Source organism: Thermanaeromonas sp. DSM 22490 (assembly GCF_056378755.1).
Window position 1 is genome coordinate 1 of the sequence record NZ_JBJHHE010000013.1, and the last position, 25,229, is coordinate 25,229.

The 25,229-nt window shown below is 49.9% G+C and carries 28 protein-coding genes and 1 pseudogene; 10 read left to right on the forward strand and 19 right to left on the reverse strand.

Features of this window, described 5'->3' with window-relative positions:
- Window positions 1-227: 227 nt before the first annotated feature.
- From AC1BI1_RS09410 to AC1BI1_RS09465, 12 genes are all read right to left on the reverse strand, one after another.
- Entirely contained in the window at window positions 228-1,499 is a 1,272-nt protein-coding gene (locus AC1BI1_RS09410; protein ID WP_476717033.1) for an SLC13 family permease, read from the reverse strand.
- A gap of 73 nt (window positions 1,500-1,572) precedes the next feature.
- Entirely contained in the window at window positions 1,573-2,829 is a 1,257-nt protein-coding gene (locus AC1BI1_RS09415; RefSeq protein ID WP_476717034.1) for a (Fe-S)-binding protein, read from the reverse strand.
- A gap of 14 nt (window positions 2,830-2,843) precedes the next feature.
- Window positions 2,844-4,250: an FAD-binding oxidoreductase gene (locus AC1BI1_RS09420; RefSeq protein WP_476717035.1), complete on the reverse strand. Its 1,407-nt coding sequence runs from the start codon at window positions 4,248-4,250 to the stop codon at window positions 2,844-2,846.
- 16 nt (window positions 4,251-4,266) lie between these two features.
- On the reverse strand, window positions 4,267-5,454 hold the full coding sequence (locus AC1BI1_RS09425) for an aconitase family protein (RefSeq protein ID WP_476717036.1): 1,188 nt from the start codon (window positions 5,452-5,454) through the stop codon (window positions 4,267-4,269).
- Window positions 5,455-5,470: 16 nt separating this feature from the next.
- Window positions 5,471-5,902 (reverse strand): 2-oxoacid:acceptor oxidoreductase family protein, encoded by a 432-nt coding sequence (locus AC1BI1_RS09430; protein ID WP_476717037.1) that lies wholly within the window; start codon window positions 5,900-5,902, stop codon window positions 5,471-5,473.
- A gap of 2 nt (window positions 5,903-5,904) precedes the next feature.
- Window positions 5,905-6,777: a thiamine pyrophosphate-dependent enzyme gene (locus AC1BI1_RS09435; RefSeq protein WP_476717038.1), complete on the reverse strand. Its 873-nt coding sequence runs from the start codon at window positions 6,775-6,777 to the stop codon at window positions 5,905-5,907.
- 22 nt (window positions 6,778-6,799) lie between these two features.
- Window positions 6,800-7,966, reverse strand: coding sequence for a transketolase C-terminal domain-containing protein (locus AC1BI1_RS09440; RefSeq protein WP_476717039.1), 1,167 nt, complete (start codon window positions 7,964-7,966; stop codon window positions 6,800-6,802).
- Between the two features lie 18 nt (window positions 7,967-7,984).
- On the reverse strand, window positions 7,985-8,269 hold the full coding sequence (locus AC1BI1_RS09445) for a 4Fe-4S binding protein (RefSeq protein WP_476717040.1): 285 nt from the start codon (window positions 8,267-8,269) through the stop codon (window positions 7,985-7,987).
- A gap of 317 nt (window positions 8,270-8,586) precedes the next feature.
- A complete protein-coding gene (locus AC1BI1_RS09450) occupies window positions 8,587-10,509 on the reverse strand; it encodes a sigma 54-interacting transcriptional regulator (protein ID WP_476717041.1) in 1,923 nt (640 codons plus the stop codon).
- A gap of 49 nt (window positions 10,510-10,558) precedes the next feature.
- Entirely contained in the window at window positions 10,559-11,707 is a 1,149-nt protein-coding gene (locus tag AC1BI1_RS09455) for a S41 family peptidase (protein WP_476717042.1), read from the reverse strand.
- A gap of 76 nt (window positions 11,708-11,783) precedes the next feature.
- The gene (locus AC1BI1_RS09460) at window positions 11,784-12,131 is read right to left on the reverse strand and encodes a cupin domain-containing protein (protein ID WP_476717043.1); all 348 of its coding nucleotides are present in this window, start codon (window positions 12,129-12,131) and stop codon (window positions 11,784-11,786) included.
- 97 nt (window positions 12,132-12,228) lie between these two features.
- Window positions 12,229-14,205, reverse strand: a complete 1,977-nt coding sequence (locus tag AC1BI1_RS09465; protein WP_476717044.1) for an FAD-dependent oxidoreductase — start codon at window positions 14,203-14,205, stop codon at window positions 12,229-12,231.
- Window positions 14,206-14,383: 178 nt separating this feature from the next.
- Between AC1BI1_RS09465 and AC1BI1_RS09470 the strand changes: the two genes are divergently transcribed.
- The 6 genes from AC1BI1_RS09470 (at window position 14,384) to AC1BI1_RS09495 (ending at window position 17,090) form a co-directional block, all read left to right on the forward strand.
- The gene (locus tag AC1BI1_RS09470; RefSeq protein WP_476717045.1) at window positions 14,384-14,827 is read left to right on the forward strand and encodes an Hsp20/alpha crystallin family protein; all 444 of its coding nucleotides are present in this window, start codon (window positions 14,384-14,386) and stop codon (window positions 14,825-14,827) included.
- A gap of 160 nt (window positions 14,828-14,987) precedes the next feature.
- The gene (locus AC1BI1_RS09475; protein ID WP_476717046.1) at window positions 14,988-15,383 is read left to right on the forward strand and encodes a cyclophilin-like fold protein; all 396 of its coding nucleotides are present in this window, start codon (window positions 14,988-14,990) and stop codon (window positions 15,381-15,383) included.
- A complete protein-coding gene (locus tag AC1BI1_RS09480) occupies window positions 15,380-15,583 on the forward strand; it encodes an AbrB/MazE/SpoVT family DNA-binding domain-containing protein (protein WP_476717047.1) in 204 nt (67 codons plus the stop codon). The genes AC1BI1_RS09475 and AC1BI1_RS09480 overlap by 4 nt, the downstream gene beginning before the upstream one ends.
- A gap of 25 nt (window positions 15,584-15,608) precedes the next feature.
- Window positions 15,609-16,052 carry a type VII toxin-antitoxin system MntA family adenylyltransferase antitoxin gene (gene mntA / locus AC1BI1_RS09485; protein ID WP_476717048.1) on the forward strand — a complete coding sequence of 148 codons (444 nt, stop codon included), beginning with the start codon at window positions 15,609-15,611 and terminating at the stop codon, window positions 16,050-16,052.
- Complete coding sequence (gene hepT / locus AC1BI1_RS09490; protein WP_476717049.1) at window positions 16,045-16,461, forward strand: type VII toxin-antitoxin system HepT family RNase toxin; 417 nt, start codon at window positions 16,045-16,047, stop codon at window positions 16,459-16,461. The genes mntA (AC1BI1_RS09485) and hepT (AC1BI1_RS09490) overlap by 8 nt, the downstream gene beginning before the upstream one ends.
- A gap of 173 nt (window positions 16,462-16,634) precedes the next feature.
- Window positions 16,635-17,090 carry a CopD family protein gene (locus tag AC1BI1_RS09495; protein ID WP_476717118.1) on the forward strand — a complete coding sequence of 152 codons (456 nt, stop codon included), beginning with the start codon at window positions 16,635-16,637 and terminating at the stop codon, window positions 17,088-17,090.
- 32 nt (window positions 17,091-17,122) lie between these two features.
- Here AC1BI1_RS09495 and AC1BI1_RS09500 read toward each other — a convergent pair whose 3' ends face one another.
- From AC1BI1_RS09500 to AC1BI1_RS09525, 6 genes are all read right to left on the reverse strand, one after another.
- The gene (locus tag AC1BI1_RS09500; protein WP_476717050.1) at window positions 17,123-17,362 is read right to left on the reverse strand and encodes a hypothetical protein; all 240 of its coding nucleotides are present in this window, start codon (window positions 17,360-17,362) and stop codon (window positions 17,123-17,125) included.
- 117 nt (window positions 17,363-17,479) lie between these two features.
- Window positions 17,480-18,088 carry a TetR/AcrR family transcriptional regulator gene (locus AC1BI1_RS09505; protein ID WP_476717051.1) on the reverse strand — a complete coding sequence of 203 codons (609 nt, stop codon included), beginning with the start codon at window positions 18,086-18,088 and terminating at the stop codon, window positions 17,480-17,482.
- Between the two features lie 37 nt (window positions 18,089-18,125).
- On the reverse strand, window positions 18,126-19,358 hold the full coding sequence (locus tag AC1BI1_RS09510; protein ID WP_476717052.1) for an ABC transporter permease: 1,233 nt from the start codon (window positions 19,356-19,358) through the stop codon (window positions 18,126-18,128).
- A complete protein-coding gene (locus tag AC1BI1_RS09515; protein ID WP_476717053.1) occupies window positions 19,309-20,265 on the reverse strand; it encodes an ABC transporter ATP-binding protein in 957 nt (318 codons plus the stop codon). The genes AC1BI1_RS09510 and AC1BI1_RS09515 overlap by 50 nt, the downstream gene beginning before the upstream one ends.
- Complete coding sequence (locus tag AC1BI1_RS09520) at window positions 20,258-21,232, reverse strand: ABC transporter ATP-binding protein (protein WP_476717054.1); 975 nt, start codon at window positions 21,230-21,232, stop codon at window positions 20,258-20,260. The genes AC1BI1_RS09515 and AC1BI1_RS09520 overlap by 8 nt, the downstream gene beginning before the upstream one ends.
- Before the next feature lie 6 nt (window positions 21,233-21,238).
- Window positions 21,239-22,426 (reverse strand): HlyD family secretion protein, encoded by a 1,188-nt coding sequence (locus tag AC1BI1_RS09525; RefSeq protein ID WP_476717055.1) that lies wholly within the window; start codon window positions 22,424-22,426, stop codon window positions 21,239-21,241.
- A gap of 421 nt (window positions 22,427-22,847) precedes the next feature.
- On the opposite strand from AC1BI1_RS09525, the gene AC1BI1_RS09530 reads away from it, so the two are divergent.
- From AC1BI1_RS09530 to hepT (AC1BI1_RS09545), 4 genes are all read left to right on the forward strand, one after another.
- Window positions 22,848-23,087 (forward strand): AbrB/MazE/SpoVT family DNA-binding domain-containing protein, encoded by a 240-nt coding sequence (locus AC1BI1_RS09530; protein WP_476717056.1) that lies wholly within the window; start codon window positions 22,848-22,850, stop codon window positions 23,085-23,087.
- Window positions 23,084-23,509 (forward strand): PIN domain-containing protein, encoded by a 426-nt coding sequence (locus AC1BI1_RS09535; RefSeq protein ID WP_476717057.1) that lies wholly within the window; start codon window positions 23,084-23,086, stop codon window positions 23,507-23,509. Before AC1BI1_RS09530 ends, AC1BI1_RS09535 begins: the two co-directional genes overlap by 4 nt.
- 119 nt (window positions 23,510-23,628) lie before the next feature.
- Complete coding sequence (gene mntA / locus AC1BI1_RS09540; RefSeq protein ID WP_476717119.1) at window positions 23,629-24,033, forward strand: type VII toxin-antitoxin system MntA family adenylyltransferase antitoxin; 405 nt, start codon at window positions 23,629-23,631, stop codon at window positions 24,031-24,033.
- Window positions 24,026-24,442 carry a type VII toxin-antitoxin system HepT family RNase toxin gene (hepT, locus tag AC1BI1_RS09545; RefSeq protein WP_476717058.1) on the forward strand — a complete coding sequence of 139 codons (417 nt, stop codon included), beginning with the start codon at window positions 24,026-24,028 and terminating at the stop codon, window positions 24,440-24,442. The genes mntA (AC1BI1_RS09540) and hepT (AC1BI1_RS09545) overlap by 8 nt, the downstream gene beginning before the upstream one ends.
- 307 nt (window positions 24,443-24,749) lie before the next feature.
- Here hepT (AC1BI1_RS09545) and AC1BI1_RS09550 read toward each other — a convergent pair.
- Window positions 24,750-25,096: pseudogene (locus AC1BI1_RS09550) on the reverse strand (transposase); the annotation flags it as partial.
- Between the last annotated feature and the right edge of the window lie 133 nt (window positions 25,097-25,229).

Genomic DNA, 25,229 nt, shown 5'->3' on the forward strand with positions numbered 1-25,229 from the left:
GCAAGCTCATCCAACTGCTGCTAGCCTCCTATGCGGTTCCTGTTCGTCGGGCCGGAGGTTTGCCGCCGGCTTCCTTCGGATCCCGCCTCACAGCGGGCACCCTTGCCTTAAGCTAGCGACTACTGCTACCTTCGTCGCTCGGGACTTTCACCCTATAGCTAACGCCCATGCCGGGCGCACAAAAAAATAAGCCTGCTGGGAAAGCAGGCTTATAGTCTTATCCCCCTTTACGGCAATCTTAAAACTGTGAAGGCCAGCCAGCTTACTACAGCACCGACCACTGACATGGATAAGCCCCAGATAAGCATATCGCGGAAGAGCTTCTGCTTGTCGGTTTTCTCCCCGGCATTGGCATAGAAAATGGCGCCAGTAGTGGAAAGTGGGCTCAGATCGGTGAGGAAACCGCACACCACAATAGTGGAAAGTAAAGGTATAAGGTCTGTAGGTGGTGCCCCGACCTTCTGCAATAACGTTGGAGCCATAGGAATAAAGGCCGGTAAAATGACTCCTATAGTGCTGGCATAGGCGGAGATCAGCGCGGCCAGGAAGCCGGTCACCAGAGTCAAAGTGAAGGGCGTGGAGAACCTGGCTATGATGCTAGCAAAAAGATCCATGCCACCTATGTTGCTCATAAGATTAATGAGTACAGTAACGCCGGTCACAAATAGAATGGTGCCCCAGGGCATCTGCTTTATAGCTTTGCCTTCATCAGCCACTTTAAAGAGGGCCAAGATAGTACCAATCAGGAAGCCCCCTAGGCCCACGTCCATCTTAAAGAAAAGGGCGCCTATTACAAACACTATAATGGCTATAAGGGTTATCCACTGGTTGCGGGTAAAGGGTTCAATCTGAATACCGGCTAAGGTCTGCCGTTGACCTGTATCCTTCACTTTCCACAGCTTCAACCCGCCGTAAATAACGTAAGCCAGTATAGACACTATAAAATGGCCCAGCAACTGGTTTAGCCACAAAATCCCGCCTATATTGGTGAGACCCATCTTTTGGGTTAGCCCTGCAGCTATAACCCCTGCCGGAGCAATAGGCGACATGGCCCCTGCCTGGCCACCATTACCTACCACTATGGCCATGAGCAAAGGGCTTATTCCCACCTCTTCCGCGAGCAACATGGCCATAGGGGCCATCAAAGCAGCAATAGTTATTTGGCCGGGACCCATGGAAGATAATATAAAAGCTAGGAAAAAGAAAATAATGGGAAGAATAGCCGCATTACCTCTTACGCCTTTAATAGTATATTTAACTATTTTCTCTAAGGTACCGTTAACTTGAGCTAGGGCAAACAAATAGGTGGTGCCCGCCAGCATTATGAATATATTAGTGGGATAACCCTTTATAATATCTGCTATCTTCACTCCTCCCACGTAATGACCTACTAAAAAGGATAATCCCAGGGACAGGGCACCTATATTCAGAGTAGTAACGCAGCTAATAATAATAGCAAACAACAACGCTAACAGAGAAATTACAGGTACAGAAAACATTTGTTCGCAATTCCCTCCTTAAATTCAGAATATTTTAGCGTGCTATCCGTCCAAAACCTCCGAAAATCACACCTTACCGAGGCGGTACCACCCCCTTCGCCATAGGGAGCTTCTGAAGGCCGTAAGATTCCGCCAGCAATTCGGCCAAATGCTGGACCTTTACAGAGCTCTTCTGTCGGTAAAGGCCGTCAGCCAACTGCAGCATACAACCCGGGCAGGAGGTAACAATGATCTCCGCTCCCGTATCTAACAGTAACCCAACCTTGACACTTCCTATCTCCCGGGAAAGGCTGGGATAAGACAGACCAAAGGTACCCCCAAAACCGCAGCAGCGGCTGGGATCGGTTACCTCTTTAAATTTAATACCCGGAATAGAGCGAAGTATTTTCCTCGGGGGCAATACCACTTTTTGAGCTTTGCGCAAATGGCAGGGATCGTGATAAGTTACTATACCCTTCAACTCTCCTTCCGGCGACTTAAAGTCAATGGCCACCAGGAATTCCGAGAGGTCGAAAATCTTTACTTGTAATTCGCTGCTATAATATTCCTTTAAAGTCGAACCACAGCTAGGGCAAGCAGTTACAATAGCATCGGCTTTCACCCTTTTTAGAACGCGAAGATTGGCCTCTCGCAAATGAGTAAAAATTTCTTCCTGGCCGGAAGCAAGGGCTGGCAAACCACAACAAACGTGGTCCGGCGGAACAATCACCTCAAAGCCATTGTAATTTAACACTTCGACCACGGCTTTTCCCGTCCAGGGGTAGCCGTAAGCTAGCATACACCCGGTATAAAAAACAACCCTGCCCTTAGGTTTAGGAACAAAAGATGCTTCCGAATGCACCATTTGGAACAGAGATTGGTTATTTAGTTTGGGTAAGACTCTGGAAGAGATCAGAGGTAAGGAAAATAACGGTAGCCAATAGCCTCCGGGTACCTCTTTTCCGCAAAGCCTCTGCAGGAATCTACCTAACGCCATAAATTTGCTTAATGATTTAAGATTGGGGAGTAACCATTGAATTATGACTTTCTTGCTAAAGGGTAACCCGCCAAGTTCGGCAATCTTCGCACGCCCAGTTAAAATAATTTTTTCTACCTGCACGCCACTGGGACATTCCTGCGAGCAGCTATGGCACAAAAGGCATTGCCAGACCTTACTTGCCAAGTCCTCGCTAAGCGATATTTCCCCTTCCAGTAGGGCTCTGATGAGAGTTACCCTCCCCCGGGTGGAATCGCTTTCTACCCTTTTTACTAGAAAGACTGGACAAACGGAACGGCACTGGCCACACCGTACACATCGCATCATTGCTGTCCTAATCTCGTGCAGGTCCATCAGCTATCCCCTCTTTAGTCCAGGGCCATTTTACCCGGGTTCAGGATGTTTAAAGGATCTATGGCCTTTTTAAGTCGGCGCATCAACTCGAGCGAAAGCCCCAGCTCTTCTTCCATATAAGCCGCCCGCGTTAACCCCACTCCATGTTCGCCCGTAGTAGTGCCCTCCAGTTCCAGGGCCAGGCGGTGTATCTCATCCCCTACCTTTCGCACTCTTTCCACTTCAGAGGGATCATACGTATTTATTATCGGAGCCGCATGCAAATTCCCATCACCGATATGGCCGTAAGTCACTATAGTTATGCCGTATTTCTCGCCTATCTGCTGGATGCGCCTCAGGGCTTCCGGGACTCTATAAATAGGTACACATATATCCTCCCCTATATAAACCCGGGTAGCTCCCTCTTTAAGCTGTCCGGCGGCAGCTCCAACTACGCTCCTGGCTGTCCAAAGCTGGTTTAACCTTGCGGGATCATCCGTCCATTCTACTCTGGACGCAAAATTCTCGCAAACTCTGGCAATGCTCTGAGCTTCATAGGCTACACCTGGAGGTGTTCCATCGACCTCAAACAGGAGCATAGCCTCTACATCCGGCAGAACCAATTCTGGCTTATACTTTATAGCTGCTTTAATCGCGCTCCGATCTAAAATCTCAACAGCCGACGGGAATAAGCGAGATTTAAAAACTTGTATAACAGCTTCTCCCGAAGCCTCCAAGTTGTCGAAAAAGGCTACCACCAAGCCCCTTTTTTCGGGGAGAGGTAACACTTTCAGGCGGACAGCAGTTATTATTCCCAAGGTTCCCTCCGAACCTACAAATAAAGAAGTCAAATCATAACCGGCCACAGATTTGAGCGCCCGTGACCTTTGACCGCCGGTTACAATAACTTCCCCTGTTGGCAACACTACCTCCAGGCCCAAAACGTAATTTTTGGTGGTGCCATACTTAACGGCGCGCATTCCGCTGGAATTAAAAGCAATCATACCTCCCAGAGTGCACATCTTGGTACTTCCAGGATCAGGCGGAAAGAAAAAGCCGAAGCTGGCCAGAGCTTGGTTTAATTCCGCGTGAACAATACCCGGTTCTACCACAACTTGAAGATTTTCTAAATCGTAGCGCAAAATTTTGTTCATAAAAGACATATCCAGGACTATCCCACCGCAATGGGCTACGGCTCCGCAACACTGTCCTGTACCTGCTCCTCTAGGAACTACCGGTATCCTGTACTCGTTAGCTAGCTTCATAATAGCCACTATCTGCTCTCTATCTTGCGGCTGGACTACCAGATCAGGAATCCATCGGTTAACCTGCGATTCCAAAGAGGAATCATAAGCATAACAAAGTCTATCCACCTCTCCCTCAAAACAACGTTCTCTACCCACAATTTCTTTAAAACGCGCAACGACCTCTGGAGATAACATTTTCCTCCCCTCCAGCTCATTTTCCCACTGGCACAGGAGCAATAGCACCGGCAGCGGCAGCAGCGCCTACGGCTCGAGGAGAAGCCAGGTAAATCTCCCCCTCCGCGGATCCCATACGTCCGGGAACATTCCTTACCGTTGCTGCCACTACACGATCGCCTGCTGCCAAAAGACCAAGGTGTTTACCCGGGCACGGTCCACAGCCCGGCGGAAGTATCAGGGCTCCCTGTGCGCGTAAAGCGCAGGCCAGCCCTTCTTTTTCCATCTGGGTTAAAACATCCGCTGAGGCTGGTACCACCAGCAAAGTGACGTCTTTATAGACTTTATTCCCACCAAGGCCACAAGCCAATTCCCTCATATCTTCCAGCCGTCCGCTAGAACATCCCCCTACTACCGCCTGGGTTATGGGCAACCCATAGAGTTCTTTAAGGGGTCGCACGTTAGAAGGAGAGGTCGGGCAGGCCACCAGAGGTTCTATTTCTTCCGCCACCAGTTCCAGGTCAGGTTTAATGCCAGGTGTTATTTCTTCTGGAGGTATAATCAAACCCGTCACAGCCCCTGTTTCGCCAATAAGGTTACATAAGGCCATCTGTCCGGAAGTACTGAGCTTCCATACTCCTTCGCCCTGGAAGACTAGTGCCTTGCCGCGGATATTTTCCCAGTCCAGGCGCCGCATCACTTCTAAAGCCAGATCCCGGGCTGTTCCTCCAGGGGGCAAACTGCCTTTAATCTCCACAGTATAGACTCCCGGCACTGATACCTGTAGCTTCCCGGTGAGCAGCACCTTTACCAGTTCTTCAGGCTTTAGCGAGAAAGCCAGCGCGCCAAAGGCCCCTGCAGTAGCCACATGCCCATCAGCGCCGGCTATGATCCAGCCCCGCCGGGGAGTAAAGCGCTCGGCTACTACCTGGTGAAGCACTCCTTCGCCATGGGCAAATAGGTGGACCTGTTGCTCCCGGCCAAAGCTTAAGAGCCGGCGGTGTAACTCCCGGGCTTCTACCGTAGGAGCCGGCAGGAGGTGGTCCAAAGTAAATACGGTCTTGGCAGGGATGGCCACTCTCGCCCCTAGGGGCCAGGCGGCCAGGAATTTATCAGCGCTACCGTCATGTCCTAAAGCCAGATCTATAGGTACTTCGATAACTTCACCTATTTCCACTTGTTCCCGGCCCGCTGCCCGGGCTAAAATACCATGTACAAAATGCATAGAATCTAAGACCTCGCTAATTCTTTTTTATTACCCCTAAATCCGCCAGGGCTTCCAGCAGCGCGGTTTGACGTTCTTTCTGGCCCGCACCAGGCGGCACTTGAACAGAAATAAACCGGAATTCTTTTAACGCCGCCGGCTCCTCTGGCTGCGGTCCGGCTGCCACCACTACCCCGCCTTGTTTTAACCCCCGGGTCACATCGCTTACCCCGAAGAGGCTATTGTCCAGTACTACCACTATATCTGGACTGGTATTGTTGGAGGACCTGGTATATATAAAGGTATCGCTAAGCCTTACCGTGGTGTGCATAGGAGCACCGGGGCGAAAGGCCCCAAAATTTTCAAACACCTGAACATAGCGCCCTTCCTTCAGCGCTTTCTCAGCCACCACCATAGCCCAGCGCGAAACCGGTTGCCCGTAACGCCCGTGAAAACGCAATTCTACCATCCTTACTCCTCCCCACCGGCTTCTCTATCCCCACCGGCCTCGGTTACCATGCTTTGCCACCGTTCGTCCACTTCTGCCTGCAAAGCCTCTATATCTTCCTCTTGGCACTCGCGGAACCTCTGCTGGCGCAAGATGTACTCCCTCACCGGTACACGTTTTTCAGGCACCACTGTTAAATGCCGCCGGCCTTGCCACTCTTCATAAAGCACCCACAGGCCGCACTCTACGGCCAGCCGCGCCATTTCTACCGTTTCCTCTTCCTTTATCCCCCAGCCCCGGTGGCAGGGGGCCAGTACATGCAGGTAACGGAAACCCTTAATTTCTCGGGCGCGTTTAAGTTTCTCTATAAAATCCTGAGGGAAAGCTATGGAGGCCGTGGCCAGGTATTCCGGCCTGTGGGCAGCCATTATGGCCAGCATATCTTTCGGCCTTGTGGGTTTTCCTCCCGGAGTATCTGGGGTCCAGGCACTAAAAGGGGTAGTACCTCCCGCCTGTCCGCCCGTGTTCATATAGGTTTCATTATCGTAACATACGTGAATAATATCTTCCTTACGCTCAGCAGCCCCGCTTAAGGACTGGAAGCCAATATCCGCCGTCCCCGCATCCCCAGCCCAGGATACAACATTAACTTCTTCTATACCCTGGATATCCAGCGCAGCTCGCACACCCGAAGCTACAGCCGGTGCACATGCGAAAAGGGAATGGTAAAAAGGTATATTCCAGGCCGTTTTGAGCCCCGATCCACCTATGGTAGCCATGCAGGAGGCCGGTATAACTATAATAGTCCGGGGGCCTAAAGCCTGCATCGCCTGTCTCATAGCTATAGCTGCACCACAACCGCGGCAGCCTGCATGCCCTCCCGTAAATAACTCCACTTTGGCCACCTCTCTTGCTCGGTTATTCTAACCCGTACCATTCGTAGGCCGAAGGCTTTTCACCAGCTCGCCATTTTTCTTCGGTAAGCCCAAAAATCTCCAGGACATCCTTCGAGGTCACATCCCGGCCCCCCAGGCCTGCGATGTAGCTATACACCTCAGGGATATCAGGCTCCCCGCACAGGGCGGCCCGTACCTCCCGCGCCAGCGCCCCACCCGATCCATATACAATGTTCTTATCCAGTACAATGACTGTCTTAACTCCTCTTAAACTCTTCCGTACTTCCTCGACTGGAAAAGGGCGGAAAGCCCGTATCTTTAGCAACCCGGCGCGTTTACCTTCCTCCCGCAAATGGTCCACTGCTTCCCGGCAAGTGCTGGCCAGCGATCCCATAGTTACCAGGACATGTTCGGCCTCTGCTAACCAGTAACCCTTTACGGAACCTCCCCAGTCCCTTCCAGTAACCCGTCCATATTCACTGCTCACCTCAGCCAGGACCTTTCCCGCCTCTTTAAGGGCTAAATCTTGCCGGTACTTATAGTCCATATATAAATCGGGCCCTGTTACCACGTTGATCGCCCTTGGATTATCTATATCCAGAGCAGCTTTCCTATTTACAGGCAGAAAGCCATCTATCATTTCCTCGCCCGGAATTTCCACTACCTCGCGGGTATGGGACTGTATATAGCTTTCATAATTAACCATGACCGGTAACCGCACGCGATCGTCCTCGGCCAGCCGGTAGGCCTGGATCAGAGTATCTAACACCTCCTGGTTATTTTCGCAGAACAGCTGGATCCACCCGCACGCTTCCTGGGCTATGACATCGCCGTGATCAGGGAAACGCGAGTGGGGAGCTGCCAGGGCTCGATTCACTACCGCCATTACTACCGGGAGTCTCAGGCCCGAAACATGATATAGCACCTCGCTCATATAAGCGAGCCCCTGGGAATTGGTAACTACCAAGGTCCTGGCTCCGGCCAAGGCGGCACCTGCGGCAGCAGCCAAAGCGCTGTGATCGGATTCCACACGGATAAATTTTGCTTTAAGGCTGCCTTCGGCTATAAAACTAGTTATTCTCTCCATAGCTGGAGCAGCAGGGGTGATGGGATAAGAAGCCAGGACTTCTACCCGCGCCAGCCTGGCGGCCAGTGCGGTAGCTTCATTACCATTAACAAGTTCCCGCATTATTTTCGTCTCCTTTCTCTACGCCAAAAGACCCGGTTGCCCCGTATATTCCGGTACCATATCCAGGGCCCTTAAACGGCACTCATGGGCACAAATACCGCATCCTTTACAAAACCCCAAATTGATTTGCAGGTGTTCGTCCTCCAAACTCAGGGCTCCTTCGGGGCAATATAAAAGGCAATCCTGGCAAAGATTACAGCGCTCTTTATTCCAGACAGGCCGCCTTTCCCGCCAGCTAGCTACCCCTGGATTGGCAGCCATGGTACCTGGTCCAGCAGAGGGAACAAGGGGTAACGCCTTCATAATAAAAATTGTCACCTCTTTCAGTAATGCAGTTAAGCATTTAAATTATGTAAATTGCTTCTTTAATATGGCATATCAAAAATTTACTCCATGGGGAGTCTACTGTCCCACCGCCACGTTACGCGATCTGCTAATATAATATTGCAAAAAACATGCCAGAATCTCGGGATTAGCTCCCTAAAACTTCTGGCACTTACAAAAACTACTTCTCTAACCCTCGAGCTGGTACCCTTAATACCAGCTTGTGTTGCATCTGTGGAACAGTGCAGGTTGCATAGTAACGTTTCAGCAGGGGCAGGTGTTACATGGTAAAGACCTTAGGCCTTTCTGAGCTTGCGCCATAGAGTAGTGCGGCTTATTCCTAAACGCCTGGCAGCCTCCGCCTTGTTGCCCCCCGTCTCCAGCAGTGTCTTTTCAATGACGCTGCGCTCCAGCCTGTTAACCTGGGAGGATAAAAGGAACTGACCTGGCCTCGCAGCGCACTTTTCCTTAGCCTCCTCCTCTTTTTTCCCTTCCTCCCCTGAAGTTTCCAGTTCCAGAGCCAGGCGTACCTCCTTCCCTCCAATGCTACCGCCATAACAGCGCAAAGCCAGGCGTTCCATTATATTGCGCAGCTCCCGGACGTTACCCGGCCAGGGGTAAAGCAAAAGCTCCTGGCAGGCCTCGGGGGAAAGAACAGCTGCCGGCCGCTTCAGGCCGCGGCAAAATTCCTGCAGGAAATGTTTTGCGAGCAAAATAACGTCCGCCCCCCGCTCGCGCAAAGGGGGGATCGTCAAATTGAGGACATTAATGCGGTAGTAAAGGTCTTCCCGGAAGGTCTGTTCCCTCACCATAGTTTTCAAATCCCGGTGGGTAGCGGCAATCACCCGCACATCTACTGGAATAACCCGGTCATCGCCCAGGCGCATGATCTCCCCTTCCTCTAGCACCCGAAGGACCCGGGCTTGCAGGCGCGGTGACATTTCGCCAATTTCATCGAGAAAGATGGTTCCTTTATGGGCCAATTCAAAAAGGCCGGGCTTTCCACCCTTGCGGGCACCAGTGAAGGCTCCTTCCACATAACCAAAAAGTTCGCTCTCCAGAAGGTTCTCCGGCAGAGCTGCACAATTGACCGCCACAAAGGGTCCACGGCATCGCGGACTGGCTAAATGCAGGGCATGGGCAAACATTTCTTTGCCGGTGCCTGTTTCCCCATGGATAAGCACAGTGGACTGAGTAACGGCATACTCCCTCGCCAATCGGATAGCTTCCAACAAAGCCGGGCTCTCGCCTAAAATATCCTCAAAGGTATATTTGGCTACATGGCCCCGGCCCGCCAGCATTCGGCGCACTTTATGTTCCAGGTTTTGCAGGCTGGTAATATTCTGGAAGGTAGTGACCACCCCTACCGTCCGGCCGTCGACCACGATGGGCACCCGGTTAGCTACTACCCTGGTATTGCCAATCTCCAGTATTTCTCCCAACTCAGGTTTGCCACTTTCCAGCAAGAGATGGCACTTGGCTGCCGGTATAACCTCCGTTACATGGCGGCCAATGGCCTCCTCCGCCCGCCATCCCGAAAGTTTTTCCGCTACAGGGTTAAATACAGTTATGCGCCCTTCCTCGTCCAGGGCAATAATACCGTCGTAAGCGAAATCCAAGATAGCCTTTAACTGTTCTGACCGTCGCTTTTCCTGGTGTCGAACAACCAGGACCCGCTGGGCTTCTTTTAGGGCCTGATAGACCGCTTCTTTTCCCGAAGTAATAATCACACTATTCAGGCCGAAGTTCCGAGCCTCCCGGGCCATGGCGATCTTACCGATCACCACCTCTGCTCCGGCTTCCTTGACTGCCTGAATCCCACGACGGATATCCTCATCCTGATCTTTAAGGCTGTATTTAATAAAGGTTTCTCCCAAGATATTCTCCAGGCTTTCCAATCCCTGGATTACATCAGGAATATCCACTATGCCGATAGGGCCGCCAAATTGCTTGGCCTGATAATAAGCCCGCAAGATATCATAGCCCCCAATAGGGACATCGACCACCGGTAAACTTAAGCCCGACTGCTGGATCAACCAGGCGGTCACACCCCGGCTTACCAGTACCTGGCAGCCCCTTTGAGCTGCTTCATGGGCCACCCTAACCCCTTCTTCCATGCGTGCCACGTAGATCTCCAGCTCCATCCTCAGCTCCTGGCTCACCTGACGGGCAACATGGGCTAAATCTTCATAAGGAGCAATAAAGGCAATCTCAGCCATAGGTAGCCCCTCCGTTTTATTTATGAAACGTTGCTCTTGTTTCACCGTTTCAAGCGGCAGAAGGCAGCTGGTTTTTGAGTAAATGAACGGCAGTACGCAGCTGCTCCTCCGGATCGCTTACCTCCCAATCGGGCTTAAGCCCCTGGCCCTGAATCTTCCGGCCTGCCGGAGTAAGGTAATAGTCTGTGGTGAGCTTGAGGGCTCCACCGTCACTTAAAGGTATAATGCTCTGGATGCTGCCCTTACCGAAGGTACGAGTACCAATGAGCAAGGCCACTCCCGCATCCTGGAGGGCACCGGCCAACAGTTCCGCCGCACTGGCGGTGTTCTTGTCTACCAAGGCTACCACCGGCAAATCCAGCCCCGGCCCCTCGGAGCGCAAAATTTCCACCCGCCCTTTTTTGTCCACTACCTGCGCTACCGGTGCCCCTTTTAGCAGGAAAGAGGAAGCCACTTTCACCGCCGCCTGGAGATACCCGCCGGAATTGCCGCGCAGGTCCAGGATAATACCCCGGGCCCCTCCATCTATCAATTTCTCAAGTCCCTCCGCTACCTCTGTAGGAGCTCTGGAAGTAAAGGATTTTAACGCCAGGTAACCGATTCTCCCCTCCAAAAGCTGAGCTTTTACTACTTGCTGGCGGATCAGTTCCCGAGTTAAAGTAAAGGTGCGAGATACCGGTTCCCAGGGCCAGCCTATTTCCACTGTCACCTGAGTACCTATTTCCCCGCGCAACAACGTCACTACCTCCCCCAGGGAAAGCCCCTCCACGGATTTCCCATCTACTTTTAACAGGACCCCACCAGGTTTGATCCCCTGCCTGGCCGCTGGAGAAGAAGGTATAACCTCTTGAATGGTAAAAATATTGTTCTCTTCTGCCAGCACCATACCAACACCTGAATATTCTTCTTCCAAAAGTTTTTGGTACATCTTTACTTGCTCGGGGCTTAAATATTCACTATAGGGATCGCCGAGGGCCTGGATCATGCCCTGGATGGCCCCTTGTTCCAGTAAATAAGGGTCTATCTCTCCGGCATAGTTGGATTCTATTATGTAACGCACCTCATTCAGGAGCGTCCAATCGGCGGGAGGCCAATCGCCCTCTTGAGCTGCCGCCCTACCTAAAATAAAAAAATAAAATACAGTTAAGAATGCCAAGAGAAGCCCATAACTCTTGAGCTGATATCTAATTTTAGCCATTAAAAAAGCCCCCTTGCCTGTTATGCTTAAAGTTATTCGGCAAAAGGGGGCCTTTTCCTCCCTTTCTACCGGTGATTTAACCCGGATTAAATACCACTATGAGGAGCATTTTAAAAGGCTTTTTGGCATTAAGGGCATGAGGGATCCCCGCCGGCATCACTACCACCTGGCCCGCTTTAACGTCCATCTTTTGGTCTCCGATGGTTATCTCTGCTTCTCCCTCCAAAACTTGTACCAGAGCATCACCCGGTGAAGAATGGGCACTGATTTCCTCCCCTCGGGCAAAAGCAAAAAGAGTTATGCTCAAGTTTTTACCCTGGGCCAGAGTTCTGCTCACTATCGTACCTTCCTGGTAATCCACCAGCTCCGCTATATTAAGGGGCTGAGAAAAAGCTATATTGCGAAACCTCCCGGACTGTTCCATAGTATATTCCTCCCTGGATAAATATTTCAGCTAGCACCTTATCCTGGTAATGCCAAAGTAACACCTGATTAGAAGGATGTCAAGCAAGGAATATTGCTTATTTATCAACTCGTGCGTTATATTTCTGTACCAGGATCTCCCGCACTGCCGCCACCTCGGAAGTAGTCCAACTGGCGGGATCCCTGCCTGTTCTTACGGCGTACGCTGCAGCTACACCGGCAGCATCGCCCAGCACCGCCTGATTGGGCAATACCCTCAATTCAGCCCAGGCCAGGGAAGAAACACCGCCAGCCACACCGGGCACCAGCAAATTAGTAAAGCGCGGGCTTAAAAGAATCTCGAAGGGAAGATATACAGGGTTTCCCGGCAGGGCGCCGTATCCCGGAGAACTCCGGGCATAATCGGGCCGCAAGTAGGGGGTGACCGGCCAGCGAAAATCTCCACCCTGCCCCTTCAAATCCTCGAATCGGTAGGCGTTTATGTCCAACCAGTAAAAGCCTAGGCCTATGCGGTTTACATAATTTTCAGCATCGGCACCATCAGCAGGTCCCTGGCCTGCCAAATAAGCTTCACGCGTGGTGACTGCATAATTACTATCCTCTGTTCCGGGCCCGGCCAAACGCACTTCCCGCACCTGGTGCACTGTTTCCCTGAGGTAAAGGATATCCCCGGTTACCGGGGCACCGCTCCGGTCCGTTACCAACTCTGCCTTTTCAAATCCCTCGAATTGCCTTAACGCTTCCAGAAAATCAGGGTGTAAAAGCATCTGGCGTGCAGCTACCCAGGCCTCATCTGTCTCTAAGGACCCGGGAATTTTATCAGCCGGGTACCGCGCTGTACCCCTATCCCGAAAATGGGCCCGGCCGTCCACGTTGAAAATCAACAGGGCGTTTACCCACCATTCAGGGCTATCCTTACCGTCCTGGGCTGCATTAAGGGGTTTGAGGGCAAAGCCCCGGGGACCGTAAGTTTCGTTAAATCGCCTGATGACCGGATTTTTACTATAAGCTAGGCGGCCGCCATAGGCTCCCCATACACCTTGTTCGCTGCGGAGAAAAATCATATCACGGTAAATTCCGGGCCTTACTCCTTTTACTTTAAACATTAGCGTTGCAGCCTGCTGCTCAAGAAATAAGATTTTATCCTCTAGACGTGGAGACGCCACTACTTCCTGAAGGCCCATCAACTCTAATGCCGCCTTATTTAAGCCTTGCTGCAAGGAATACCAGCCCCCCTTGAACCTGCTATAAAGTCCGGGAAGGCGGTACCCGCCCTCAGCCGCGTTTTTTTCTCCTTGCCCGGCAAGCGACATCGATTTTGAACCATCCCAGGCAGAGGGCAAAAACTTTGAGGGCCAGTCGGCACGGCCTACCGTTACCCCGCTGCCGGTTAAAATGCTCAGCCGCCCGTCTTCTGAGGCATCAACAAATTGTTGGGCCTGTATTATCTTTTTCTCCGCACCCCAATTAATATAACCGTTTACACCGCGCTCCAGCGAGCGTAAGGCCAGCATTTTTAAGCGCCCGCTTTTCCGGTCGGCATACACGTTAGTAACATCCATGCTCCAATAGGTAGTCAAGTTGGGCAACCTTCCCAAGTCGTCAGCTATTAGTCGTGCCAACTCCTCCGTGCCGTAAAAATTACCTGTCCGGGCAAACCAGTGGGCAAAGCTCCCCCCTTGGGGCAGCCGGCCGTCGCGGTACCAATAGCGCACGTCCCAGAAATTTTGTCCTCCTACAGTAGCCAGGCCGCCGTAGCGTTGCGCAAGATAAGGAATAATAATGACGACTTTGCTCTCAGGGGCCGTAGCCGCCGCCTTCCAGGCCGCCGCACACGCGGCCAGACCTCCACCATATACTACAACGTCAGCTCCCTCCGCCCGAGGAAGCTCCCAGGCCATCCGGCCCACTGGATAGGCCAATACCCCACCTACACTTAAGACAATTGCCAGTCCTAGCCCCAGGATAAAGCCCCGCTTTTTGCCCAACCCCATCTGCCTTTCACCAAACCACAATCTCTGCACCTTATTTAAAACAGTCGCTCTTATTTTATCAAGGCAGGGTTTTTCTGGCAACAAGAACCCCCAAAAGAAATGGAAATTGGCCTAGATTTTCTAGTATTATTGCGAGATTTTGGGCAGAGGCGGCCTTATGCAGCCAACTATTGACTATATTTGACTTTGATTTTCTTTGACTAATCATATAACATTAAAACTGAAAGTTAGGAAATTAAATTTTAATGGAGGTGGAAATATGTTTGGTCTGGTGCCTTTCTTCCGCAGGGATAGGGAGCTACGCCCTCTAATTTCGGACGTCGAGAATTTCATCGATCGTTTCTTCCATGAGGATTGGTTCTTGCTGCCGGTCTTCGGCCGGGCCTTCAGAGCTGACGTAAGGGAAACCGATACCGAGTACATTGTCGAAGCAGAACTGCCCGGGATGGAGAAAGAGAATATCAACATAACTTACGACAACGGTACCCTCACCATCTCGGTCAAGCAGGACACCTTCATCGATGAATCCCGGGAAAACTTCATCCGCAGAGAACGGAGAAGCGGTAGGCTCCAGCGGAGTTTTTACCTGGAAGGCGTAGATGAGGACAAAATCACCGCCAATTATAAGAATGGTCTCTTAACGGTCCGGCTGCCAAAGAAGGAAGGCCAGGTGCGGCGCGGCAAGACTATTAATATCGAATAAAGGCGGCCGCACTGTTATGGATACAAAGGCAAGAACTTCTCCCCCTTTGTATAAAGAGGCAGGTACTCCCTGCCCCAATTTTTTTATAGACTTGGTCTACGCCGACTAATCCCGTGGTATAATCTTTTTGTAAACTTTTACAAGCTGGAGGGAGAATCTTATGCGAGTCCGGCTCGAAGCCAGCAACGTGCAAGTGGAAATAGAGTTAAACGAGACTTCCACCGCCCAAAAGATCTGGGAAGCCCTGCCCTTCGAGGCCCGGGTGAACACCTGGGGCGACGAGATCTACTTCAGTATACCGGTACATACCGAGCAGGAGAAACCGCAAGAACTGGTCCAGGAAGGCGACGTAGCCTACTGGCCTCCGGGACATGCCCTGTGCTTATTCTTCGGCCCCACTCCCGTCTCCGCGCCAGGGGAAATCCGGCCCTACAGCCCGGTTACTGTAGTGGGCAAGGTGGTAGGCGATCCCCAAGTGTTAAGAGGTATTAAAGAGGGAGAAAAAGTCAAGCTAAGGAAAATGCCGTCGCCTGGAAACATTTCTAATGAGGGATGATTAAAACAACCGTGACCCATCGCTACCAAACAGTTATTCCGGCACATATTAGAAAGCGCTACGGTATAGAAGAAGGTAGCCCGCTTGCCTGGGTTGAACAGGAAGGAGAAATAAAGGTAATTCCCCTCCCTCCTGAACCACATAAAAGGGTCCGGGGCGCTGGTAAGGGGAAAGGTTACCTGGAATTCTTACTTACTTAGAATCGCGGGCTGAGGAGCGGAATAGATGAGATACGTAGCTGCTTTAGAAAATCGCTTGCGCGAAGTTCTGGCCCCTAGGCCAGAGATTGTTTTCGCTTTCCTTTTTGGCTCCTATGCCCGGGGAACGGCCAATTACTTAAGCGATGTGGATATCGCTCTCTATGTAGACGAGACCCACATGCCGCCTCCCGGGCCGTACGGTTACACAAGCGATCTTACAGTAGAACTAAGGCGACAGCTAAAGCGGAATGTAGATGTAATAATCCTCAACGAGGCACCTTTAATCCTTCGTTTCCATATACTGCAGGACGGAAAATTGCTCTTCTGCCGCGATCCTTTAGCTCGTATACGCTTTCATGAAAAGACTGTGCGTGATTTTCTTGATTTCCAACTTATACTGAAGGTGCAAGCCCGTTACTTACGCCAACGCCTAGAGGACGGAACCTTTGGAGGTGGTTCCGGTGGTTGACCCGCATATTGTGGAACAAAAACTCCACGATCTAGACCGCTATCTTAAGCATCTAGAAAAGTATAAAGGCACAACTGCTCAAGAACTGGAGCGCAACTTAGATTTGGCTTGGATTATAGAGCATGGTCTACAGCTATGTATTCAAATTGTGCTAGATATCGGTAACCATATCCTGGCCGAGGAAGGAATCGTAGTGGACGAATACAGCGATATATTTACCGAACTGGCCAAGATAAACATATTGCCAGAAAAATTTGCTAGAGACATTTCCGGCATGGCAGGTTTCCGCAATATACTCGTTCATGAGTATGCTAGAGTGAGTAAGGCCAAAGTAGCAGAAGTGTTAAACCACCGGCTGGGAGATTTTCGCGAGTTTGCCCGGTATATAGTTAAACACTTAGAGCGCTAGGGACATAATGAATTAGCGAGAAAGAATTAAAGAAACTTGTGAGAAAAATCACAGACTCATACTAGCAACTCCTTTAAAATAAAGACAAATTCTTCTAACCGCCATTCATTAGAAAAAGGGCAAAGAGGGTACGGGCAAAATTTAGGGAAGGAGGTCCCATGTTTCCTGTGAAAATGTTAATCGTAATGAGATGGTTGCATGATCTGGCCACCGTTGTCTGGCTGGGAGGCATGTTTACCCTGGGAATCGTTCTTTTGCCTGCTGCCCGCCAAGCGCTGGGACCAGGCCCTCACCTCCGGAAACTTATGGAGAATTTTCAAAAGCGTCTAAGCACCCTGGTCTACATCAGCATGGTGACCCTTATTATAACCGGGTTACCGCTGGCCAGAAACAATCCCCACTTCCAAGGACTGTTCAGCTTCGGCAATACTTACTCTATTAATCTGACCATCAAGCATATACTGGTGCTGGCCATGATGGCACTGGGATTAACCCGAAGCCTGGTCTTGGTAAGAAGAGGTCAGCCAGACAGGGATAGAGAGAAATTAAAGATGGGCATATTATATCTTAATATAGGCCTGGGCGTAGTGGTATTACTGCTAAGCAGTATGAGCGCATATCTAAGTTGAAGCGGCTCAATCTCCCTCCATCTGGTAATTCTTCAAACCTCAACAAAGTCTTCCTCTTCGAGGATCTTTCTCACTACTTCAGCCTGAGCGGGTATACTACCTCTCGTGCTCCGAACCGCAGAAGCTTCCTCTCCAATCTTTTTATTCTTATAAAGGTATTGTTCCAATGCTTCTTCAATTATAGCATTGACAGGCTTCTTTTTACTTTTAGCTACGAGTTTAGCCTTGTAAAGAAGCCGGGGGCTTAGGGCTGTACCTATTTTTTGCCGCATATCATTCACCTCACGTCCTATTATAAGATTTTGGTAGTCGGACCGTTAAGATTGTTTCTAGACAGCGTTTGCCTCTAATTTCATAGCTCCAGCACCGTCCTGACAGGGTTCCCGTTTTCAAGAATTATCTCCTCGATAACCCGCCAGGAGCATTATAGCCCGGTAAATATGGCTAGCTTGCTCTGGGAGAGAGAGCTTCCTATCGTACAATCGCCAGCGAATAATAGCCCCTTGAATAAGCCCTCCAAAAATATCAGCCAAACACTCAGGGGAAAAATGGGACTGGAATACCCCTTGGGCCATACCCTGTTTAAAGATAGTCCTAATGTGTAAAATATACTCGCTTATCATTTCTTTTATAGTCTCTTTTAAACCAGGGTAGCTAATATATAGCTCATCCGAAAAAATGATCCTGGACATACCAGGATTTGTTTCCACCAAACCCAAATGAAAGTTTAAAAGCGCTCTTATTTTTTCCTCCGGAGGCAAAGCACTTCTGGCTATCTCCGCAGCTTTCTTTACTAAAGTATAGCCCACTTTTTCTACTGCCGCCCTTAACATCTCTTCTTTGCTGGCAAAATGCTTAAAAAGCGCGCCCTCTGTCAGACCCACTTCCTGGGCCAGGGCGGCGGTAGTAAGGTTATTTAGCCCTCTACTGTCTACTATTCTTAAAATGGCAGCAACTATCTGCTCCTGCCTCACGGCAGTGCTGGCTTTTGCAGTCATCGGCAGCCGCCTCCTTAAGACAAATAATAGGTCGAGTTTACTCCAGGTTTTTGCGGAATTTCAGGGCACTTATGATAATGATGACCACCCCAAATACAAGAAGATAAATTACCTGGAACCAGAGATAAGACAACCCCACACCCTTTAAAATTATGGCTCGCAAAATTTGTATAAAATAGGTCAAAGGAATGATTTCTCCTATCTTTTGCATTACCCTGGGCATGGCGTCCTGAGGGAACATAAAACCGGACAACAGTATGTTGGGCAAAACCAAAAACATAGTAAGCTGCATAGCCTGAAGCTGGGTACGGGAAACAGTGGAAATAAGAAGGCCGATACCCAAAGCACCGATTAAGAACACAAAGGAAAGGGCCAAAAGGAGAAGGAAACTCCCGTGCACGGGTACACCGAACAACAAGGTGCCTACAGCCATAGCCAAAAGTAGATCAGCAAAACCAATAACAATATAGGGGATAACCTTCCCCCACATAAGCTCTAGGGGCTTGATGGGCGTTACTATAAGCTGCTCCAAAGTACCTTTTTCCCGTTCCCTTACAATGGCGAAGGCCGTAAGCATCATAGTGATATTTTGCAGTATCACACCGATAAGCCCGGGAATATTGAAATTTACACTTTTCATCTCCGGGTTATACCAGACCCAGGGCCTAATATCTATCCGGGCCAGGGGAGCCCTGCTGCTTTCTATACCTCGCCGGCGCAAAACAAAGCCCATCCATTCTGAGGACTTGGCCTGGGCAACAGCCCCGGCCGCAGATACCACAGTGCTGGCCGTCATAGGGTCCGAGCCGTCCACCAGCACCTGCACCGGAGCCGTCTCTCCCCGGTCCATCCGGCGGGAAAAATCCGCCGGGATAACAAAGCCCACCCGGGCCTTTCCCCTATCCACCCACTCCCGTATAGCATCATGACTTTCCACATAGGCCACAACATCGAAATAATGGGATTGCACCAAGGCCTGAACTAATTCCCGGCTTTTCTGATCGCGGGCCTGGTCCCAAACTACCGCCTTTATATGCTCCACATTAGTAGAGACGGCATAACCGAAAATAAACATCTGCATTACCGGCATAAGGAGGATTAAGGCAATAGTCCGGGGGTCCCTCCTTATGTGAATAAATTCCTTTCTTACAATGGCCCATATACGTTTAAAATTCACCCTTTCCAACCCCTTCTCCAGTAGAGTAAGATTTACCCCCGGGCTATAAGCTACCGGGCTCTTGGCGGGAACCACCTTCCACGAGCGAAACAAAAACATCCTCCAGGCTGGGGTCCACAGGAATGATGGAGTTCACTTGCACTCCCGCTCTTTCTAAGACCTGGCGCACATGCCCGGCATCCCGGAATAGGTCCTCCACTACTACATGGAGCCCTGCTCCATACATAGCCGCCTCTAGCACTCCTGGAACATCAGCCAAAGCCTCCAAGGCAGGCATAAGGGGCGAACATTGTATTTCCAAGATTTGCCCTGGCATTTGGGTCTTTTTAAGATACTCAGGCGTGCCAAAGGCTACAAGTTTTCCATTATAGATAAAACCTATAGTATGGCAATGCTCCGCTTCATCCATATAATGGGTGGTAACCAAAACGGTCACCCCGGCGTGAGAGAGGTCATAAATAAGGTCCCAGAAATTCCGGCGGGCCACAGGGTCCACTCCGCTAGTAGGTTCATCTAAAAGTACAAGCTCCGGTTCGTGGAGCAAAGCACACCCTAAGGCCAGTTTCTGTTTCCAGCCGGTCGAAAGATTCCCGGTAAGGGTGCGCTCTTTATCAGTCAAACCAATAAGATGCAAAATTTCCCCTTTACGTTGCCTGAAGCGCTCAGGCGCTAGTTGATAAACCCCGGCGTAAAATTCCAGGTTTTCTCCTACCGTCAGGTCTTCATAGAGGCTGAACTTTTGCGACATATATCCGATTTTAAGGCGAATAGCTTCCGAATCCCGCACAATATCGTATCCTAAGACAGTAGCCCGGCCGCTGGTAGGAACCAAGAGGCCGCAGAGCATGCGGATGGTGGTGGATTTCCCTGAACCGTTAGGGCCGAGAAATCCGAAGATCTCGCCCCGGCGCACCTTAAAGGAAACATTATCTACCGCGGTAAAGTTTCCAAAACGCTTGGTCAGGCCCTCCACAACTATAGCCCACTTATTGTCAGCCACCGCTCTCCATCCCCCCAACCCTTCCCCCATGCTTCACCAAGAAAGCGAAAGCATCTTCCAGGGAAGGGACAATAGGTCTAAGTTCGACCACCCTCACCCCTTCCCGCTTCAATATTTCCGGCACCAACTTGCTGGCCCGCTCCTTATCCTTAGCAGTAAGGTGGAGGAAGTTGCCGTAGATTAGGACATCGTCCAACCAGGGCTCCCTCTTAAGCCGTTCTTTGGCTACGTGGAGCATATCGAGAGTCTCTGTGCGCAGAAGCAAGAGATGGCCCTGGAAAAGATTTTTAATAGCCTGGGGTGTGGCACAGGCTAAAATGCGGCCGTTATACATAAAAGCGATACGATCGCAGCGTTCAGCCTCATCCATGTAAGGCGTGCTCACCAAAATAGTGGAACCCTGTTCCCGCAGCCTAAAAAGAATGCGCCAGAAATCCCTTCGGGCCACAGGGTCTACACCAGTGCTGGGCTCATCCAGGAAAAGAACCGCAGGCTCATGGATCAAATTGCAGGCCAGAGCCAGCTTCTGTTTCATCCCTCCTGAAAGCTGGTCGGCCAGCTTATAGCTATGGGGCTTAAGGCCCGCCCAGGTAAGAAGTTCCCTTTTGCGCTGCTCTCGCAAGCGGCGAGGTACCTCATATACTTCTGCATAAAAATCTAAGTTTTCCTCCACTGTCAAATCCCCGTAAAGGCTAAAACGCTGGGGCATATATCCTATATGGGACTTAATAGTTTCTGCTTCCGCCGGGATCTCCCGCCCTAAAACAGAAATTTTCCCTCCATCCGGCCAAAGTATAGCCACGAGCATCCTTATGGTAGTAGTCTTCCCGGCTCCATCGGGACCCACCAGGCCGAAGATCTCTCCCTTCCTTACTTCTAGGTTTAAATGGTCTACGGCCTGGACCTGATCAAACCGTTTGCACAGCCCTTCCGTCATTATAACCGGCCCGCTAAAGCTGCCCTCCATAGACCCTCATTTTACCTCCTGGCTGTCCAAGTAAACCACGGCGTCGGCCGGCATACCCGGCTTTAGCCCACCATCTTCATTGGGCAGGGATATCTTTACCCTGAAGACCAGGTCTACCCTCTCTTCTTTAGTCTGGACATTTTTGGGAGTAAACTCGGCCTGGCTAGCAATCTCACTTACCCGGCCCTTAAAAGTCTTACCAGGGAAGGAATCCACAGTAACCAAGGCCTCTTGGCCGATCTTCACATACCCGATGGCCGGTTCCGGTACATAAATGACCAGCCACATGTCCTCCGGATCGATCAAGGTAACAACAGGTACACCTGGGCTAACCACTTCTCCTACACTAAAATTGGTCCTCAGTACTATGCCGTTTACACCGGAACGTATTACAGTTTTATCTAGCTGCTCCTGGGCCATTTTCAGATTAGACCTGGCTCTTTCCAGGGCAGAAGTTGCGGCCTCCACTTCTTTAGCTCGTAGCTCTACTTGATACCGGCCCGCCAGGGCTGTCTCATAATTGGCCCTGGCGGCAAGTATATCTTCTTCCCGCGCTCCAGCAAGCAACAACGACAGCCTCTCTTCCGCCGCGTCCAGTTGGGCTTGGGCCACTTCATAATTGGTTTTGGCTTCCTGGAACTGCTGTTCGGAAATAACTCCCTCTTTATATAGCGCTTCCATCCGGTGGAACTGATCTTCAGCATTGTTAAACTTAGCTCGGGCCTGCGCTACAATCTTTTCGGCCTCATTGATCTCTTGCGGTCGTGCCCCATTTTCTAGCTTTTGTAAATTAGCCAGAGCAGTCTTTATGTTCCCTTCCACCCTGGCCCGTTCCATCTCCAGATTGGCCTTAGCCTGGGCCAAACGGGCCTCTGCCTCCGCTACCGCTGCTTTAGCCTGGGCGACCTGCTCTTTAAGTATGCTGTCCTCCAGCACAGCCACTACGCTCCCAGCCGCTACCTGCTCTCCTTCCTTGACAAGTATTCTTTGGAGCCTGCCTAAAATTTCTGGGGCCACTCCTATCTCCGTCGCTTCGATGATCCCAGAAGCATGAAGTACCAGGCGGCCGTTTTCTACGCTCACCGTGCTAGAATGGCTGCCTCTCGTTGCTATCACGATAGCCCCGATGGCTAGGGCTATGATTAAAGGTACAACTATCTTTTTAGCCTTAGACAAAACCTCCTGTTTCCCCATCCCTTACCCCCCTACATCTTTTCTGAAGTTTTTTACTGACGCAACCCAAACTGGTCAACCCCCAAATTTGACTAGCCCAAAGTATAAAGTAAGTGCTTACTTACTTATAAAGTAGCAAAATGTAAAGAGGAAATAAAGGGGTTTATGAGGTCAGATTTAAATTTTCTTAAGCCGGAGCTCGTTTGCGTCTGAAAGCATACAGCCTACGGTGGTTATGCCCTTAGATAGGTGGACATCAAAGGGTGCCCAAATCAAATATGTAAAGGCCCGGCGATAAAGGCCCGGATAATATTCTTGCTGGGCTTTGTATTTGGATGACATACTTATATGGATAAAATGGTTGAATAAGAGGCCCTGTTCAGTTAAATCTTGTTTTTAACTAAACTATCTTGTAAAATATCTAAATAAGGGGTGATCCGCCTTGTCCACAAGAATAATTAAGACGACCGTGACTCATCGTTACCAAACAGTTATTCCGGCACATATTAGAAAGCGTTACGGTATACAAGAAGGTAGCAGTCTTGCCTGGGTTGATCAGGAAGGAGAAATAAAAGTAATTCCCCTCCCTCCTGAACCACATAAAAAGTTCCGGGGCGCTGGTAAGGGGAAAGGTTACCTGGAATTGTTATTAGAATCGCGGGCTGAGGAGCGGAATAGATGAGATACGTGCTGGATACTAGTGCCTTACTAGCCTATTACCAAGATGAACCTGGGGCTGATATAGTCGAACAGCTTCTAAACAAGGCCCAAGCAGGTGAAATTGAAATATACCTTTCGTTCATGAGCATTTTTGAAGTGGCTTATGTGGTCACTGCCAGGGAAGGCATAGAAGAAGCTATCAAACTAGTTATCCAGGTAAGAGAACTCCCCTTAAAAGAAGTATGGCCTGATGAAGAAGTAATGTGGGAGGCAGCAAAAATAAAGGCTATGGGCGGTTTAAGCATAGCGGATTCTTTTATCGCTGCTCTGGCATCCCTTAAGAAGGCTATTCTTGTTCACCGGGATCCAGAGTTAGATAGAAGTGATTTGAAAATTGACCGGATAAAGCTCCCAGAGAAAGCAGATTCCGAAACCAATATTTAGAGCCAAAAGTAAGGACAGCCTCTTTTCTCATCGTTACTAAGGTAAGATTACAAGATGAAATAGCGAGGTGAATTCCCATACCCACTAAAACTTCACTTTTAGAAAATCGCCTGGGCGAAATTCTGGCCCCTAGGCCAGAGATCATATTCGCTTTTCTTTTCGGCTCTTATGCCCGAGGAACAGCTAATAATTTAAGCGATATAGATATTGCCATCTATGTGGACGAGACCCACATGCCGCCTCCCGGGCCCTACGGTTACACAAGCGATCTTATCGTAGAACTAAAGCGACAACTAAAGCGGAATGTAGATGTAATAATCCTCAACGAAGCACCTCTGGTCCTTCGTTTCCATATATTGCAGGACGGGAAATTGCTCTTCTGCCGCGAACCTTTAGCTCGTATACGCTTTCATGAAAAAACCGTACGTGATTTTCTTGATTTCCAACCCATACTGAAGGTACAGGCCCAATACCTACGACAGCGCCTAGAGAACGGAACCTTTGGAGGTGGCCAAGGTGGTTGACCCGCACATCGTGGAGCAAAAGCTCCACGATCTAGACCGATATCTTAAGCATTTAGAAAAGTATAAAGGTACAACTGCTCAAGAACTGGAGCGCAACTTAGATTTGGCTTGGATTATAGAACATGGTTTACAGCTCTGTATTCAAATTGTGCTGGATATCGGTAACCACATTCTGGCCGAGGAAGGAATCGTAGTAGATGAATATAGCGATATATTTGCGGAACTAGCCAGGATGAACATATTACCAGAAAAATTTGCTCGAGATATTTCTGGCATGGCAGGTTTCCGTAATATCCTCGTCCATGAGTATGCTAAGGTGAATAAGGCCAAAGTGGCAGAGGTATTAAACCACCGGCTCGGGGATTTCCGGGAGTTTGCCCGTTATATAGTTAAACACTTAGATCGCTAGGATCGCTAGCAATATAATCAGAACACCTACGTTCTCTTTTAGCCTTCCATTTTAATATTCCTTATACGCCTTTACAAGCTGTCAGAGGCAAACAGGACTACTTTAGCCTTATCTGCCCTAAGCCTCCGGTTAATGTCTTCCAGATCAAAAGCCTCGGGATCAAACTTCCCACCTAGCCACTCGGTAGTTTCTTCATACTCTTCATGCTCCGCTACATAAGCTCCCTTTTCAGTCTTCTTGTTCTTAAAAAGGTAGGGTTCCAATGCTTCTTCAATTATAGCATTAACATGCTTCTTTTCACTTTTAGCTACTACCGGACCACAGCGTTTAGTGAGTTTAATCAAAGTAGTAGGATGGGGTACCTTGTGAGTTAGGGGAATACGGCAGAAGCGCCGCCACTTGAGGATATCTCGTTTACTTCCTGGACTAAAACTTTATAACCCCAGGCCATAGCGGTACTTCAGATACATCATGCGCAGGTAAGTTTCCATTGGGATAGTTGGCCTGCCCATCCGCGACCGGTTCAAAAGGGGCCATAAACCTATCGTCATCCAGAAGTTTATCCACTTTGGCCAGTTCTGGACTGAGTTGGACCAGGTCAGATGGTAACAGGGCATCCCAGAGAGTGAGTTGCGGGTCTTTTAATCTTAACATGGGACCACCCGGCAGGAAAAGGGGGTAATTTCAAATGGGGCTTAATTGCATCAGGCGAGTAGAGCGTTAGCCCTAGATTTACGGAAATCAAAGGTAGCGAGCCCCTTTCTACTATGGTATAACATAAGGAGTG